Here is a 15,819-nt window from a genome sequence, read left to right on the forward strand (position 1 = left end):
CGGTCACTCAGGGTTGTCTGCGAGTGACCTCGCCGCCCGGACGCAGTGGGCGAGCGCCGCGCGGGCGTAGGCGGGCGAGGCGCCCGCCAGACCGCACGACGGGGTGACCACCACGGACTCCGCGAGAAGTCCAGGTGCCAGCCCCAGCCTGCGCCACAGCGTCCGGACACCCATGACGCTACCGGCAGGGTCTGACAATCGACCGTCCACGCCCGGCACCACGCCCGCGAACAGCGCGGTACCGCCCTCCACCGCCTCGCCGAGCACCTCGTCCTCACGCTCGGTGAGCAGCGCGGCATCGAACGAGATGCCGGTCGCGCCGGCCCGCCGCAGCAGTGCGAACGGCACCTCGGGCGCGCAGGAATGGACCACGACCGGTGCGCCGTCCGCCGCCCCGACCAGGTCGCGCAGCGCGCCCTCGACGACCGCGCGGTCCACGGCCCGGTGGGTGCGGTAGCCGCTCGCGGTCCGCACCCGCCCCTGGAGCACCGCGGTCAGCGACGGCTCGTCGAGCTGGAGGACGAGTTCGGCGCCCGGTACCCGCCGTCGGACCTCGGCGAGATGGCCGCGGAGTCCCTCGGCGAGCGACTCGGTGAGGTCCCGGCAGGCCCCGGGGTCGCCGAGCGCCGCCTCGCCGTTGCGCATCTCCAGTGCGGCGGCCAGGGTCCACGGGCCGACCGCGGAGACCTTCAGCGGTCCCTCGTATCCCTGGGTGAACTCCTCCAGGGCGTCGAGGTCCTCGCCGAGCCAGGAGCGGGCCCGGCGGGTGTCGCGGCCGGGCCGGTCGCTGATCCGCCAGCCGCTGGGCTCCACATGGGCGTAGAGCTCGACGAGCAGGCCCAGAGTGCGGCCGATCATGTCGGCGCCGGGCCCCCGGGCCGGGAGCTCGGGCAGATGGGGGAAGTCCTCCAGCGATCCGGTGACGGTCTTCGCTGCTTCGCGCGCGTCGCCGCCCGGCATCGACCCGATGCCGGTCGCCGCGCCCGCGGCCCACTTGTGCCTGGTGTTCTCGCTCACCCCGGAAGGGTATGCGGCGGTGGGCCGGGCGGGCCGCCCCAGCCCCGCCCGGCCCACCTCCGTACGCCCGGCGCGAACGCCGCACCCGGGTCAGCGCCGGCCGCGGACGCCCAGCCAGCCGACCACCGCCGCGGCCGCCAGGGCCACCGCGGTCAGCGCGAAGGCGTATCCGGTGCCCTGGTAGGCGTCGCCCGCGCCGGTCAGAATCGCGCCCATGCCGGCGATGCCGACCAGCGAACCGACCTGGCGGTTGGCGTTGAGGGTCGCGCTGCCGATGTCGGCGTGCTCGCGGCCCGCGGCCTCCATCAGGACGCCGGTCATCGCCGGGGAGCTGATCCCGCTGCCGATGTTGGTGACGGCCAGCACCACCGCGATCACCCCGTACGGCAGGGTCGGCGAGAGGACCAGGAAGAGCAGGAGGTAGCCGGCGGCGGAGAGGGCCAGGGAGACAGCGAGCGCGGCCCGGTTGCCGGTGCGCGGCGCGATCCGCGTGTAGAGCACGTTGCCGATCGGGATGACGAGGACGGCCGGGAGCATCTGCAGACCCGCGGTCACCGCGTCGGCGCCGCGGCCCGTCTGGAGGAAGAGCCCGAGGACGAACAGCGCCCCGTAGAAGGCGAAGTTGAAGAGGAAGCCGACCACGTTGGCGGCGGAGAAGCGGCTGTCGGCGAAGAGGGTGACGGGCAGGACCGGGGTGCGGGCGGTGCGTTCCCGGACCACGAACCCGGCGGCGGCGAGCACGGTCACCGCGAACGCGGCCAGGACGCCGGGGGCGGCCCAGCCGGCGGCGGGCCCCTCGATGAGGGCGTAGCTGAGCGAGCCGAGGGCGAGCAGGCCGAGGACGTGGCCGGTGCCGCCGAGCGGGGCGCCGGTGCCCGGGACCGCGGCGATCACCCGGCGGGTGAGCAGCAGTCCGGCGATCCCGATGGGGAGGTTGACCAGGAAGATGCTGCGCCAGCCGAGGGTGCCGACGAGCAGGCCGCCGACGGTCGGTGCCAGGCCGACGGAGGTGGAGACGATCGCGGACCAGATGCCGAGCACCTTCGCCCGGCGGGCCGGCTCCGGGAAGGCGTTCATCAGCAGCGACAGCGAACTGGGCATGAAGAGCGCGGCGCCCGCCCCCTGGGCGAAGCGGGCCGCCACCAGGGCGCCGCCGCCCGGCGCCGCGGCGCCCAGCAGGGACGCGGCGGTGAAGACGGCCAGCCCGACGAGGTAGATCCGCCGGGCGCCGAACCGCTTGGCGAGCGAGCCGGCGAGCAGCAGCAGCGCGGCGAAGGCGAGGACGTAGCCGTCGACGACCCAGGTGAGGCCGGACATGGTCAGTCCGAGCCGGGCCCGGAGGTCGTGCGCGGCGACGTTCATGATGCCGGTGTCCAGGCTCGCCATCACGAACCCCAGGGCCAGGACGACGAGTTGGGTGGCTCCGCCGGCGGGTGCGGGACGGGTGGGGGTGCTCGCCGTCGCACGCGGCGCCGCGTTCTCAGTGATCATGGATTTAGTTATAGCTGTATCTATCCGTCCTGCGCGATGGTTACAGCTATAACTTTATCGAAGCGATACCAAGAAACGCCGAAGGCCCCCGGAGCGATGCCCGGGGGCCTTCGGCGCGACGGCGGTCGGGCGCTAGTCCGCGACCCGGCCCAGCGCTCTGAGGAGTTCGTCGCGGAGCGCGGCGCGCTCCTCGTGGGAGAGGTGGTCCAGCGGGGACTCCGTGCCCATCCGCCGCAGCAGGTCCAGCCGCAGCTCCCGACCGGCCTCGGTCAGCACCAGTTGCTTGGCGCGCCCGTCCGCGGGGTGCGGGCGGCGGACCACCATCCCCTGCTTCTCCAGCTTGGAGATGACGTAGGTGACGTTCGGCGGCTCGCAGCACAGCACCGCGGCCAACTCCCGCGCGGTCTTGGGCTCGCCCAGCTCCTCCAGCGCCTTCGCCTGCGTCGGCGTCAGGTCCAGCTCCGCGATCCGGCTGCGCTGGTGGGCGTCCAGGCGGCGGCTCAGCTCGGTGACCAGCCCCCTGATCTCCCGGAACCCGCACCCGGCCGCGGCGGTGGTCTTCGCTTCGGTGGTCGCCCTTGACGTGGTCACCCCTGAAGCGTACGTCGCCCCCGCGCGGTGCACGGGGGCGAGGGCGGGCGGACCACCGGGCGGCCCCGGGAGCCCCGGGGCCGGGTCCGGTCAGCGGCCCGGCCGGACCACCAGGTCCTTGATCTCCGCGTCCCGCGGCAGGTCGATCGCGGTGAGGATGGCCGTGGCCACCGACTCCGGGTCGATCCACCGGGACGCGTCGTACGCCTTGCCCTCCTGGCGGTGGGTGCTCTCCTGCATGGGCGTGGCGGTGCGCCCCGGGTAGATCGAGGTGACCCGGACGCCGTTGTCGTGCTCCTCCGCGCGCAGCGCGTCGGCCAGCGCCTTCAGGCCGTGCTTGCTCGCGGCGTACCCGCCCCAGTTGGGGTTCGCGGTGAGCCCGGCACCGGAGTTGACGAAGACCACGTCGCCCTTGGCGATCCGGACCAGCGGCAGCAGCAGCCGGGTGATCTCGGCGGGCGCGACGAGGTTGACCGCCAGCTGCCGCTGCCACGCCTTGGCCGGCAGGTCGCCGACCGCACCCAGCTCGATGACGCCCGCGATGTGCTGGATCGAGTCGAGCCGCTCCGGCAGCCGTTGGTGCCCGAGCGCCCAGTCGAGCTTCTCGGGGGTGGCGAGGTCACCGACGAGGGTGTGCGCCCCGGGGAACCGCTCCGCCAACTCCTTGGCTCGGCCGACGTCGCGCGCCAGCAGCCACAGCTCCTCACCGCGCTCGGCGAGCCGCCGTGCGACCGCCGCTCCGATGCCCGATCCGGCGCCCGTGATCAAGTGCGTACCCATGGGGGCGATCCTACGGCGTGCCCCCATGGGCGGGTCAGCCCGCGGCGCCCGCCAGCGCTTCCAGGTGGGCCAGCGCGGCCGCGCCGTCCTCGGCGAAGAACACCAGCTCGGAGAGGGGAACGGGCAGGAAGCCCTCCGCCTCCATCCGCTCGAACTGGGCCTTGAGCCCGTCGTAGAAACCGGCGGTGTTCAGCAGCACCACCGGCTTGCCGTGCATCCCGTGCTTGCGCAGCTCCAGGATCTCGGTCGCCTCGTCCAGCGTGCCGGTGCCGCCCACCATGACGACGATGGCGTCGGCCCGCGCCAGCAGCTGCGCCTTGCGCTCGGCGAGGTCCTTGGTGACGACCATCTCGTCCGCGTTGGCCCGCGCCTTGTCCGCCAGGAACTCCACGGAGACCCCGAGCAGTTTCCCGCCGACCTCCTGGACGCCGTCCGCCATGACCTTCATCAGCCCGGTGTCCGAACCGCCCCAGACCAGGGCATGTCCACCCCGACCGATCGATTCGGCGAATTCGCGGGCGGGCACCACATAACGGTCGTCGAGGTCGGCGGCGGAACAGAAGACGCAGATATTCATGCCGTTCAGCCTACGGGCACGCGGCGACCGCCCCACGGGGCGCGGGGAAGGACACCGGGCCCGGCCGCGGAGCGGTTCCGCGGCCGGGCCCGGCGGGGCGTCTAGATCAGGCCCTGGTCCAGCATCGCGTCCGCGACCCGCTCGAAGCCGGCGATGTTGGCGCCCGCCACGTAGTCACCGGGCCGCCCGAAGCGCTCGGCGGTCTGGTGGCAGGTGTCGTGGATCCCCCGCATGATGGCGGCGAGTTCGCCCTCCGTGCGCTCGAACGCCCACGCCTCGCGGGCGGAGTTCTGCCGCATCTCCAGCGCGCTGGTCGCGACCCCGCCGGCGTTGGCGGCCTTGCCCGGGCCGAAGGCCACGCCGGCCTCCTTCAGCAGCGCCACCGCCTCCGGCGTGGTGGGCATGTTGGCGCCCTCGGAGACCGCCTTGACGCCGTTGCGGACCAGGATCCGGGCGGCGTCCGCGTCGAGCTCGTTCTGGGTGGCCGACGGCAGCGCCACGTCACAGGCGACGTCCCACACGCTCCCGCCGGCGACGTACTTCGCCGAACTGCCGCGCCGCTGGGCGTAGTCGCCGACCCGGCCGCGCTCGACCTCCTTGACCTGCTTGAGCAGCGCCAGGTCGATGCCCTTCTCGTCGACGACGTAGCCGCCGGAGTCCGAGACGGTCAGGACGTTGGCGCCGAGCGCCTGGGCCTTCTCGATGGTGTAGATGGCGACGTTGCCGGACCCGGAGACCACCACCTGCTGGCCGTCCAGCTCCTCGCCGCGCTGCTTGAGCATCTCCTCGGTGAACAGCACATTGCCGTAACCGGTGGCCTCCGTACGGGCCTTGGAGCCGCCCCACGCCAGGCCCTTGCCGGTCAGGACGCCGGCCTCCCAGCGGTTGGTGATCCGCCGGTACTGGCCGAAGAGGTAGCCGATCTCCCGGCCGCCGACGCCGATGTCGCCAGCCGGCACGTCGGTGTGCTCGCCCAGGTGACGGTGCAGCTCGGTCATGAAGGACTGGCAGAAGCGCATCACCTCGGCGTCCGACCTGCCGTGCGGGTCGAAGTCGCTGCCGCCCTTGCCGCCGCCGATGTTCAGCCCGGTCAGGGCGTTCTTGAAGATCTGCTCGAAGCCGAGGAACTTCACGATGCCGAGGTTGACGGACGCGTGGAACCGCAGGCCGCCCTTGTAGGGGCCGAGCGCGCTGTTGAACTCCACCCGGAAGCCGCGGTTGACCCGGATCGTGCCGGAGTCGTCCTGCCAGGGCACGCGGAACATGATCTGCCGCTCCGGCTCGACGATCCGCTCCAGGACCTTGGCGTCGGCGAACTCCGGCCGGGCGGTGAGCACCGGTGCCAGCGTTTCGAGGACCTCCAGGGCCGCCTGGTGGAACTCCGCTTCACCGGGATTCCGACGGACGAGCTCGGCGTGCAGGGAGGCCAGCTCGGCGGTGAGACCGCTCTGCGTGACCCCAGTGTGAACAGTCGACATGACTTCCGTTCCCTTCGTGGCCGACGAAAGCCGCGTGCCGTCCGGATCGCCGTTGAACCGTCGACGCGGGGCTCCGATGTCCCGTCGCATCGCCGACCATATGCGCCGGGGGCCCGCCCTATCGAGGGCGGGGGTGCTCGACGCGCCAATCCTGTACGCGATTTCCCCAACTCCCCCGCCGCGCGGTCTCAGGCCGCGGCGGCCGGCGCCGGCTCGGCGTTCCCCGCCGTGGCGGCCTCGCCGGCGGCCCCGACCTCGGCCTTGACCATCCGCTCCATCGGCTCGGCGCTGCCGCCGCCCGCGACCACCATGGCCAGCAGGATCGCCACCACCGTCAGCACCGTGCCCAGCCACACCATGGTGTGCACCGGCAGGACGTACGCACCGACGACCTTGACCACGCACTCGATCAGCAGGGCGCTCCCCCAGACCGTCGAGAATCGCCGCTCCAGTTGCCGGAACCGCGCGCTGCGCGCCCACAGCCGGTCCCATGCGGCGTTCCCCTCCGGGCTTCCCTTGGTCACCCAGGGCCGGAGTCCGGCGGTCATCAGCGGGCGCCGGCCGCGCACCGAGAGCAGGATCGCGATCCCGACGACGCTGCTGACGCCGCTGTCCTTGGCCATCATCAGCCGGGCATCGCCGGTCAGGGTGCTCGTCGCCAGCCCCACCACGTTGACGACGAGGATCAGCAGCGCGAGGCCGTTGACCGTCCGCTCCCGGACCAGGCCCCAGATCGTGCGCAGCGCCGGGACCACGCTGCTCCAGGCCAGCGCGGCGACCGTGCTCATGCCGAAGCCCTCGGCGAGGAGGAAGTACGAGCCGAGCGGGATCGCGGCGTCCACGAACAGCGGCGTCAGGCTCCGCAGGAGTGCCCTGCCCTGGCTCGTGGTGGCGGTGACGGTGGCGGCTTGAGTCATGACGGGTCCCCCGGCGTGCGACGTGTGCTGTCTTCCTACGTCTTCAGCTTCGCCGAGGGGCCCCGTTCCGCACCATGAGCAAGTGTCCTGTCCTCCCCATGACATTTGTCATGCCCGGCGCCGGCACCGGGAGCGGGTGGGGAGGCAGGTCCGCCCGCGGACGCCCCCAACTAGGCCGCGTCGGCCAGCTCCTGGGGCCTGACGACGACGTACGCCTGTCCCTCGGCCGCCCGGAAACCGGTCTCGCGCCGGGACAGGAACGCCGTGATCGGGGTGTCGATGTGGTAGCAGAGCACCGAGGAGGGGACGGAGAAGACTCCGGGCGAGTCCGCGAAGAGCGGGGCCTCGGCCAGCACGTAGTTCAGACCGGCCCGCAGGTGTTCCGCGGAGATGCCGACGCCGTCACCGGGCCGGTTCATCACCACGGCCCGCACCATGTCCTCGCAGGCGGTGGCGAATTCGGCGTCCTCCTCGAAGGCCCGGTCGGTGCGCTCGCGTACGGCCCGGTACTCAGGGGTCTCCTGGAGCTCGGACAGGGACCGGACACGGAACCGCTCGGCGTGGTCGCCCACGCTCTCCAGCGAGCGCCGGAGTCTGCGCCGCAGATCCTTGAGCGTGCGTTTGACCGACCGCTCGGCCTCCTGCGCGCTGCGGCCGTCGGCGATCAGCATCTCGTCGATGTGGGTGTCGACATAGACGACATCGGTGCGCTCGAAACGCTGCCCGGCCCATTGCAGCAGCATGACGGTGTTCTTCTGGCTGAAATAACTGTTGCCCGCACTGATTCCGATGAGGGCGTGCTCACCGCGTTGCCGGATCAATCGGCTGCGGTCGCCAAGTATTTCTTCCCGCATTCCGTGGTCCGGCGCGGGAACTAAGCCTGCAAGCATGCTAAGAAGTCCTTTTGGGGTTGCCCCGGACAGCCGTCAGGGGGTTTCAATTTCCGGAAGAGCGTCTGCCATTTGGCGACACAGGTCGTCCAGAATCGCGCCCATGTCCCGGTCCTCGCCCATCGGCGCGAACATGACCTCGTCGAGACGCTCGCGGACGGCGGTCAGCCGTGCCGTGCTCCCGCCGTGTTCGTCGAGGAGTTGGAGCGCCCGACGGGCCCCGTCGGTACAGCGGTAAATTCCGTAGTCGGCCGGCTCCTCCAGGAGTCCGCGGCCGCTGCTGAGCAGATAGACGGCGAGGAGCGCGATCTCCTCACGCAGTTGGGGCGGCAGCACGGTTTCCCCAGGATTCATAGTTGACGACCTCATTCTTGGCGCGGCGCTGGGAGGGGACGAGGGCTGTCGCGGGACGGCCGATCGGGACCACGAGCATCGGCTCGATGTGTTCCGGGATACCGAGCATGCTGGTGACGATGTCGGACCTGAAGCTGCCCACCGGGCATCCGCCCAGGCCGGCCGCGTGCGCCGCGAGCAGCAGGTTCTCCACCGCCATGGCGACACAGAGCTTGCTGGTGTCGTAGATCTTCTGCGAGAGCTTCGGGGAGAGGTTGTCGGTCAGACTGCGGTCGACGCAGGCCACGACGAAGAAGGCGGGGGTTCCCAGCACCCCGGGCGAGAACGCGCGCAGCCGGCGGACCGCGGCGGGCCTGCGCACCACCATGAACGACCACGCCTGCCGGTTGGAGGCGGTCGGCGCGGCGAGCATGGCCTCCAACAGCTGCTCGATCAGCGCGTCGTCGACCGGCTCTTTCGCGTAATTGCGGACGGCGGTACGGGTTTTGAGGACCGTCCACGCGTCCGGCAAGGATTCCGGCGGCGATTCAGATGAACTGTGAGCTAACATCAATCCCCTTCTTTTTGGGCGCACCTCACACCCGCCGCGGTACGGCGAATGCGATGGGTGGCGCCTCACCGGTTCCCGCCCGTCGGGACGGATCCACGGGCACGGCCGGGTCCGACGGCAGGCAATAGCGCATCGATCACCCTGGGGCCGGATTCACGTCCGACCCGCCCGGCTGACCGGCGACTTGAGTTCGATTCAGTTCGGCGGAACGATTTTTCGGACTAGGTGTACCAGCTCGCGATCTGGCCGGACAAGGGGGGTCGGGAGAGCGTTCGTCACAGCGACGTGAATTTAAGCGCTCCGCAGTACCGAATTCACGCCATCGACGCAACAAAATCGGAAACCTTCCCACCGGTTTTCGGGGTGGAAAAATCCGGGCCGGGCCTGCCCTTGGAGGGACGGGCCCGGCCCGGCCGGGTCGTGGTGACGCGGTGCGGTGCGCTCACTTTCGGACAGCCTCACACGCCACACGAGCCTCAGACGCCTCTGGTGTGTCAGATGTCTCAGCCGCGTCCGGCGTGTCGCGGACGGCCCGGCCGGATCGGCCCGGCTCAGGCCACCGGCGCGGCCCGGCGGGTGGTGGCGATGGTGGCCGAACCCACCACGCGGGTCCCGTCGTACAGGACCACGGCCTGACCCGGGGCGACGCCCCGCACGGGCTCAGTGAAGGAGACCCGCAGCTCCTCGCCGACCACCTCGGCGGTGACCTCGGTCTCGCCGCCGTGGGCGCGCAGTTGGGCGGTGTAGACGGCCGGGCCGTCGGCCGGCGGGCGGCCGCACCAGCGCGGCTTGATGGCCGTGAGCGCGGTCACGTCAAGGGACTCGACGGGGCCGACGGTGACGGTGTTGTCCACCGGGGAGATGTCCAGGACGTAGCGCGGCTTGCCGTCCGCGGCCGGGGTGCCGATGCGCAGCCCCTTGCGCTGGCCGATCGTGAAGCCGAAGGCGCCTTCGTGGGTACCGAGCTTCGTGCCGGACTCGTCGACGATGTCGCCCTCGGCGCTGCCCAGTCGCTTGGCGAGGAAGCCCTGGGTGTCGCCGTCGGCGATGAAGCAGATGTCGTGGCTGTCGGGCTTCTTGGCGACGAACAGGCCGCGCCGGGCGGCCTCTTCGCGGATCTCGGTCTTGGTGGTGGGGGTGTCGCCGAGCGGGAACATGGCGTGCGCCAGCTGGCGGTCGTCGAGCACGCCGAGGACGTAGGACTGGTCCTTGGCCATGTCGGTGGCGCGGTGCAGCTCGCGGGAGCCGTCCTCGCGGAGGATGACCTGGGCGTAGTGGCCGGTGCACACCGCGTCGAAGCCGAGGGCGAGCGCCTTGTCCAGGAGGGCGGCGAACTTGATCTTCTCGTTGCAGCGCAGGCACGGGTTCGGGGTGCGGCCGGCCTCGTACTCGGCGATGAAGTCCTCGACGACGTCCTCGCGGAAGCGTTCGGCGAGGTCCCAGACGTAGAAGGGGATGCCGATGACGTCGGCGGCACGGCGGGCGTCGTGCGAGTCCTCGATGGTGCAGCAGCCGCGGGCCCCGGTGCGGAACGACGTGGGGTTCTCGGACAGTGCGAGGTGGACGCCGGTGACGTCGTGGCCCGCCTCGGCGGCGCGGGCCGCGGCGACGGCGGAATCGACCCCGCCGGACATGGCGGCGAGGACGCGGAGGCGGCGGGGGGCGGCGGCATCAGTCATAGCCCCTCCAGAGTAGACGGAACCGGGCGGCGCCCGGAAAGCGTTGTGGAGGGCGTGGGAGAGGTGGAGGGCGTGCGGGGCGTGGAGGACACGGCGGCGGACGACGCGCGGGACGCGGAGCGGACGTCCCCGGGCCCGGCGGACGGGGCGGCGGACGACAAGAAGCGCGCCGGGAAGCGGCTCACCCGGCGCCGGGTGCTGCTGCTCGGCGGCGGTGCGGCGGTGGCCGCGGGGGCGACGGCGGTCGCGGCCCGCGAGGAGCTGGCGTACTGGTGGGGGCAGCTGCCGGGGAACAGCCGCCCCCGGAAGGAGGGCGAGGTCGACTTCGCCGGTGCGCAGTGGTCCGCCGCCTCCCCGGCGAACTACCGGCAGGCCAACCGCCCCGACGACTACACCGTCGACCGCGTGGTGATCCACGTCGTCCAGGGCAGCTTCGCCACCGCGCTGAAGGTCTTCCGGGACCCCTTCCACGAGGCGTCGGCGCACTACGTCGTCCGCGGGGACGGGCACCTCGCGCAGACCGTCCGCGAACTGGACGTGGCGTTCCACGCCGGGAACCGCGGCTACAACGAGCGCAGCGTGGGGATCGAGCACGCCGGATTCGTGGACCGGCCGGAGTCCTTCACCCCGGACATGTACGCGGCGTCGGCCCGGCTGACGGCCGGGATCTGCCGCCGGTACGACTTCCCGGCCGACCGGGAGCACATCGTCGGTCACATCGAGGTCCCGGGGACGGACCACACCGACCCCGGGCCGCACTGGGACTGGGACCGCTATCTGACGCTGGTCCGGGCGGAGCTGCGCCGCCCCGCGGCCCGAACGCGACCGGGCAGACCCTAGGGCCTGTCCGATGGGTCAGGCCCTAGGGCGCTTCTGATGGATCTCCGTGGAAGAAGGAGCGGCGCCTGGTGCGTGCGATCGCAAGGCGCCGGGATGTCTTCATAGCGGAGCTATGGGGGCATTTCGGCAACGCCGCGAGCGTGCGTGGCAGGCGCCGCGACGCCGCGGAGATCCATCAGAAGCGCCCTAGCTCAGCCCCGCGCCCCGGGCGCGTTCCACCACCGGGCCGATGACCTCCGCAAGGGCCGCCACGTCCTTCGCGGTGGAGGTGTGGCCGAGCGAGAAGCGGAGGGTGCCGCGGGCGAGGTCCTGGGACATCCCGGTGGCCAGCAGGACGTGGCTGGGCTGGGCGACGCCGGCGGTGCAGGCGGAGCCGGTGGAGCAGGCGATGCCCTGGGCGTCCAGGAGGAGCAGCAGGGAGTCGCCCTCGCAGCCGGGGAACGTGAAGTGGGCGTTGGCCGGGAGGCGGCCGGCCGGGTCCGGGTCGCCGCCCAGGACGGCGTCGGGGGCGGCCGCCCGCACCGCCTTGATCAGGTCGTCGCGGAGCGCGCCGATCTCGCGGGCGAACTCCTCCCGGTGCGCCACGGCGTGCCGGCCGGCCGCGGCGAACGCGGCGATCGCGGGGGTGTCGAGGGTGCCGGAGCGGACGTGGCGTTCCTGACCGCCGCCGTGCAGCACGGGCACGGGGGCGTGCTCCCGGCCCAGCAGCAGCGCGCCGATGCCGTACGGGCCACCGATCTTGTGGCCGGAGACGGTCATCGCGGCCAGTCCGGAGGCGGCGAAGTCGACGTCCAGCTGGCCGACCGCCTGGACCGCGTCGGCGTGCAGCGGGATCGCGAACTCCCTTGCCACCTCGGCCAGTTCGCGGATCGGCTGAACGGTGCCGATCTCGTTGTTGGCCCACATCACGGTGGCCAGCGCGACGTCGGCGGGGTTGCGGGCGATCGCCTCGCGCAGCGCCTCGGCGTGCACCCGGCCGTGGTGGTCGACCGGCAGCCAGTCGACGGTGGCGCCCTCCTGCTCGGCGAGCCACTCGACGGCGTCCAGGACGGCGTGGTGCTCGACGGGGCTGACGAGGATCCGGGTGCGGGCCGGGTCGGCGGCCCGGCGGGACCAGTACAGCCCCTTGACCGCGAGGTTGTCGGCCTCCGTGCCGCCCGCCGTGAAGACGACTTCGCTGGGCCGCGCGCCCAGGGAGGCGGCGAGCGACTCCCGCGCCTCCTCGACGGTACGCCGGGCCCGCCGGCCGGCGGCGTGCAGGGAGGACGCGTTGCCCGTGACGGTCAGCTGGGCGGTCATCGCCTGCACCGCCTCCGGGAGCATCGGGGTGGTGGCGGCGTGGTCGAGGTAAACCATGGTGCGCTGATTCTACGAGCCACCCCGGGGCGCGTACCCCGCGCGGGGGCGCATTCCGCAGGGCGCACGCTGTGATCGGGCCGTGGCGGCCCCGCGGCGCCCCGCCCCGTCGGCCGTGCGGGCCGCACGGTCCACGCCTGCGGCATGCGGAGCGCGCGCCGGGCCAACCCTCCCCGACGGTGCGGGAGTTCGCCGGGCGGCGCGGCTACTGCACCAGGATCGTGCGGGCCAGCTGGCGGGACTGGGCGACCAGGCGGTCCTCGGAGTCCCAGACCTCGGCGTCCTCCTCCAGGAAGCCGCCGGCCAGATTGCGGGTAGTGATGGCGACCCGCAGCGGGCCGGGGGCCGGGCGGTGGCGGACGTGGCAGGTCAGCTCGACGGTGGGGACCCAGCCGCGCAGGCCCAGCTCGAAGGCGGTGGGCGGCAGCGCGTCGACGGTCAGCAGGAGGGAGAGCGGGTCGGGGTCGCGGCCGTCGGCCAGGCCGAACCAGCCGCGCATCTCGCCCTTGCCGGACGGGGCGCCGACCGCCCAGCCCACGGTCGCCGGGTCGAGCCGGAGGTCCAGGCGTCCGGCGATCGCGGTGCTGCCGGGGATCGCCGGCCGGCCGTCGGGGGCACTGTCCGTGCCCAGGCAGTGCTCGTAGGGCGGGATGGCCGGGGGCTTGGCGGTGGTGCGGACGTCGTCGGGGAGGGTGGCGAGGTCGCCGTAGGTGGCCAGCACCCGCATCCGCTCGACCTCGCTGCCGTCGTCGGCGAACTGGACGAGGGAGGCGGTGCCGGTGGACAGGGTGCGGCCGGTGCGGATCACCTCGGTGCGGACGACGGCGGGGCCGGGCACCGAGGCCGTCAGGTAGTGCGCGGTGACGGTGAGCGGGTCCGGGTGCGGGAGGGCGTCGCCCAGGGCGCGGCCCATGAGGGCGAGGAGGTAGCCGCCGTTGACGGCGTTGATGATCGTCCAGCCCTCGGAGAGGTGCGCGTCGTAGACGCCCGGGGCGCTCCGGGTGACCGCGGTGTCGCGGTCGAACTCGCTGTTTCCTACGGTCACCGATGCCATGGCGGCACGCTACACGGCTTTATTACCGACCGGTAGTGTCAATTTCGAGGAACGGAACGGCGACGGACGGGGAACGCGGCCGGAGCCGCCGCTTCCGCGGCTGTCATCATGACCGCATGCTTCATGTGCTCTACCTGATCGGCGTCGCGGCCTTCGCCGCGAGCGGCGTGTTGGCGGCCTACCGCGCCAACATGGACCCGTTCGGCGGTCTGGTCCTCGCCTTCGCCGCGTCCATCTCCGGCGGCACGCTGCGCGATCTGATCCTGGACCGGCGGCCGCTGTACTGGACGCACGACTGGGTACTGCTGACGGTGATCATCTGCGTCGGCGTGGGCACCATCGTCTATCTGCGTTTCTGGTCGCTGCCGCGGAAGTCGCTGCTGGTGGTGGACGCGATCGGGCTGTCCGTGGTCACGGTGATAGGGGCCCGGGCGGCGATCTCGGCGGGCGCCACCCCGCTCGCGGTGATCATCCTGGCGGTGCTGACCGGCGTGGCCGGCGAGGTCATCCGCGATGTGCTGTGCGGGGAGTTCCCGCCGCTGCTGCTGCGCGAGGACGTCTACGCCATCGCGGCGCTGGCCGGCGCCTGCTGCTATCTGCTGATGGACCGCCTCGGGGCCGGGGCCAACCCCGCCGCGGTGGTCTCGGCGGGGCTGGTGTTCGCACTCCGGATGGGCGCGCTCTATCTCGGGCTGCACCTGCCCCGGCCGCAGCAGCTGAGCGGCCGGGGGCGCGAGGACGCCGGCTAGCCGGTCACTCCCCCGACAGCGCGGGGCGGCTCTGGGTGTCCAGCCAGGTGTGGAAGAGGTCGCCCAGCCGCTGCCCGGAGACCTTCTCGGCCAGCGCGATGAAGTCGGCGGTGTCCGCGTTGCCGTAGCGGTGCCGGGCGGTCCAGGCCGGCAGCAGGCGGAAGAACGCCCGGTCGCCGATGCGTTCGCGGAGCGCCTGGAGGGTCATCGCGCCGCGCTCGTAGACCGCATCGGAGAACATGGTGTCCCGCTGCGGGTCGGAGACCTTGATCTTCCAGAAGGCGTCGTCGGCCGGTATCCCCTGGTACGCCTTGCGGAAGGCGTCGTGGGCGGTGGTCGTGCCCTTGTGCTCGGCCCACAGCCACTGGGCGTAGGTGGCGAAGCCCTCGTTGAGCCAGATGTCCTTCCACTGCCGCACCGAGACCGAGTCGCCGAACCACTGGTGGGCCAGCTCGTGGACGATGGTGCTCTCGCTGCGGACGGCGGAGTAGGCCGGCTTGGACTGCACCTCCAGGGAGAAGCCGGCCTGCGGCATGTCGTCCACGATCGCGCCGGTCTCCTCGAAGGGGTACGGCCCGAAGACCTTCGACCAGTAGTCGGTGGCCGCCGCGGTGACGCCGTAGACGTCGACCTTGCCGGTCGGCAGGGTCGGGTCGGTGGCGACGTAGATCGGGGTGCCGCCGGGGGTGGTGCCGGTGCGCACGTCGAACTTCCCGATGGTGGCGGTGGCCAGGTACGGCGCCATCGGGCGGCTCTCGCGCCAGTGGAACCACGCCCGGCCGCCGTGCTCGCCGGAGCCGACCAGCCGCCCGTTGGAGACCCCGGTCAGGCCCTTGGGGGCGTCGATGCGGATGTCGTAGGTGGCCTTCTCGTCCGGGTGGTCGCTGGACGGGAACCACGTCGAGGCGGCGTTGGGCTCGCAGGCCACGAAGACGCCGTCCTTGGTCTTCATCCAGCCGTACTGCGAACCGAAGACGATCGGGCCGCTGAGCGGCTGGGGGACGCCGTGGTAGACGACGGTGACCGCGAAGCGCTCGCCGCGGGCGAGCGGGCGGCCGGGCCGGATGACGAGTTCGTCGCCGGTTCTGGAGAAGCGGGCGGGGCGGCCGTCGACCCGGACCTGGTCGACGGTCAGCTTCTGGAGGTCCAGGTCGAACGAGGAGAGGTCCTGGGTGGCCCGGGCGGTCAGCGTGGTCCTGCCGTCCAGCCGGCCGGAGTCGGGGTGGTAGCTGACGCCGAGGTCGTAGTGGAGGGGCCGGTAGCCCCCGTTGCCCAACCCGGGGAAGTAGGGGTCACCGATGCCGGGGGCGCCCGGCGTGGCCGCGGGGGCCGCGGCGATGGTGGCGGCCGAGGCCACCGCGGTGGCCAGGGCGAGCCAACGGGAGGAGCGACGCGCAGAACGGGAGAGTGCCATGAGCCGTCCCTTCGAGTACGCGGATGCGTGATGAACAACCGCGCCGACTCTGCACTCTCCCGTCCGTCTTCACCAGCGACTT

The 15,819-nt window shown here is 72.3% G+C and carries 16 protein-coding genes; 2 read left to right on the forward strand and 14 right to left on the reverse strand.

What is annotated here, in order from left to right; all coding sequences use genetic code 11:
* Window positions 1–3: 3 nt before the first annotated feature.
* The 11 genes from SNOUR_RS13465 to mnmA form a co-directional block, all read right to left on the reverse strand.
* Entirely contained in the window at window positions 4–1,017 is a 1,014-nt protein-coding gene (locus SNOUR_RS13465; protein WP_067358252.1) for a methionine synthase, read from the reverse strand.
* A 90-nt stretch (window positions 1,018–1,107) separates the two neighbouring features.
* Window positions 1,108–2,508, reverse strand: coding sequence for an MFS transporter (locus SNOUR_RS13470; RefSeq protein ID WP_067346758.1), 1,401 nt, complete (start codon window positions 2,506–2,508; stop codon window positions 1,108–1,110).
* A gap of 132 nt (window positions 2,509–2,640) precedes the next feature.
* Window positions 2,641–3,099 (reverse strand): MarR family winged helix-turn-helix transcriptional regulator, encoded by a 459-nt coding sequence (locus tag SNOUR_RS13475; RefSeq protein WP_312632563.1) that lies wholly within the window; start codon window positions 3,097–3,099, stop codon window positions 2,641–2,643.
* Window positions 3,100–3,189: 90 nt separating this feature from the next.
* Window positions 3,190–3,879, reverse strand: a complete 690-nt coding sequence (locus tag SNOUR_RS13480; protein WP_039632571.1) for an SDR family oxidoreductase — start codon at window positions 3,877–3,879, stop codon at window positions 3,190–3,192.
* 34 nt (window positions 3,880–3,913) lie between these two features.
* Window positions 3,914–4,456, reverse strand: a complete 543-nt coding sequence (locus SNOUR_RS13485) for an LOG family protein (RefSeq protein WP_067346759.1) — start codon at window positions 4,454–4,456, stop codon at window positions 3,914–3,916.
* A gap of 101 nt (window positions 4,457–4,557) precedes the next feature.
* Window positions 4,558–5,934, reverse strand: coding sequence for an NADP-specific glutamate dehydrogenase (gene gdhA / locus SNOUR_RS13490; RefSeq protein ID WP_067346761.1), 1,377 nt, complete (start codon window positions 5,932–5,934; stop codon window positions 4,558–4,560).
* A gap of 188 nt (window positions 5,935–6,122) precedes the next feature.
* Window positions 6,123–6,851 carry a VC0807 family protein gene (locus tag SNOUR_RS13495; protein WP_067346762.1) on the reverse strand — a complete coding sequence of 243 codons (729 nt, stop codon included), beginning with the start codon at window positions 6,849–6,851 and terminating at the stop codon, window positions 6,123–6,125.
* Window positions 6,852–7,021: 170 nt separating this feature from the next.
* The gene (locus tag SNOUR_RS13500; protein WP_079142603.1) at window positions 7,022–7,741 is read right to left on the reverse strand and encodes a tRNA-dependent cyclodipeptide synthase; all 720 of its coding nucleotides are present in this window, start codon (window positions 7,739–7,741) and stop codon (window positions 7,022–7,024) included.
* A gap of 36 nt (window positions 7,742–7,777) precedes the next feature.
* The gene (gene albB / locus SNOUR_RS13505; protein WP_039632579.1) at window positions 7,778–8,095 is read right to left on the reverse strand and encodes an albonoursin biosynthesis protein AlbB; all 318 of its coding nucleotides are present in this window, start codon (window positions 8,093–8,095) and stop codon (window positions 7,778–7,780) included.
* Window positions 8,055–8,606, reverse strand: coding sequence for a nitroreductase family protein (locus SNOUR_RS13510; protein ID WP_312632564.1), 552 nt, complete (start codon window positions 8,604–8,606; stop codon window positions 8,055–8,057). Before SNOUR_RS13510 ends, albB begins: the two co-directional genes overlap by 41 nt.
* A gap of 590 nt (window positions 8,607–9,196) precedes the next feature.
* The gene (gene mnmA, locus SNOUR_RS13515; protein WP_067346768.1) at window positions 9,197–10,324 is read right to left on the reverse strand and encodes a tRNA 2-thiouridine(34) synthase MnmA; all 1,128 of its coding nucleotides are present in this window, start codon (window positions 10,322–10,324) and stop codon (window positions 9,197–9,199) included.
* 45 nt (window positions 10,325–10,369) lie between these two features.
* Here mnmA and SNOUR_RS13520 point away from each other — a divergent pair, with 45 nt between their 5' ends.
* Window positions 10,370–11,164 carry an N-acetylmuramoyl-L-alanine amidase gene (locus SNOUR_RS13520; RefSeq protein WP_376738511.1) on the forward strand — a complete coding sequence of 265 codons (795 nt, stop codon included), beginning with the start codon at window positions 10,370–10,372 and terminating at the stop codon, window positions 11,162–11,164.
* Window positions 11,165–11,350: 186 nt separating this feature from the next.
* On the opposite strand, the gene SNOUR_RS13525 is transcribed toward SNOUR_RS13520, so the two are convergent.
* Window positions 11,351–12,520, reverse strand: coding sequence for a cysteine desulfurase family protein (locus SNOUR_RS13525; protein WP_067346769.1), 1,170 nt, complete (start codon window positions 12,518–12,520; stop codon window positions 11,351–11,353).
* A 205-nt stretch (window positions 12,521–12,725) separates the two neighbouring features.
* Window positions 12,726–13,574, reverse strand: a complete 849-nt coding sequence (locus SNOUR_RS13530) for a thioesterase family protein (protein ID WP_067346771.1) — start codon at window positions 13,572–13,574, stop codon at window positions 12,726–12,728.
* Between the two features lie 116 nt (window positions 13,575–13,690).
* Between SNOUR_RS13530 and SNOUR_RS13535 the strand changes: the two genes are divergently transcribed.
* Window positions 13,691–14,323 (forward strand): trimeric intracellular cation channel family protein, encoded by a 633-nt coding sequence (locus SNOUR_RS13535; RefSeq protein ID WP_067346773.1) that lies wholly within the window; start codon window positions 13,691–13,693, stop codon window positions 14,321–14,323.
* A gap of 4 nt (window positions 14,324–14,327) precedes the next feature.
* On the opposite strand, the gene SNOUR_RS13540 is transcribed toward SNOUR_RS13535, so the two are convergent.
* Window positions 14,328–15,737, reverse strand: a complete 1,410-nt coding sequence (locus SNOUR_RS13540; protein WP_067346774.1) for a M1 family metallopeptidase — start codon at window positions 15,735–15,737, stop codon at window positions 14,328–14,330.
* Window positions 15,738–15,819 lie beyond the last annotated feature (82 nt).

Origin of the sequence: Streptomyces noursei ATCC 11455, assembly GCF_001704275.1 — a bacterium.
GTDB lineage: Bacteria > Actinomycetota > Actinomycetes > Streptomycetales > Streptomycetaceae > Streptomyces > Streptomyces noursei.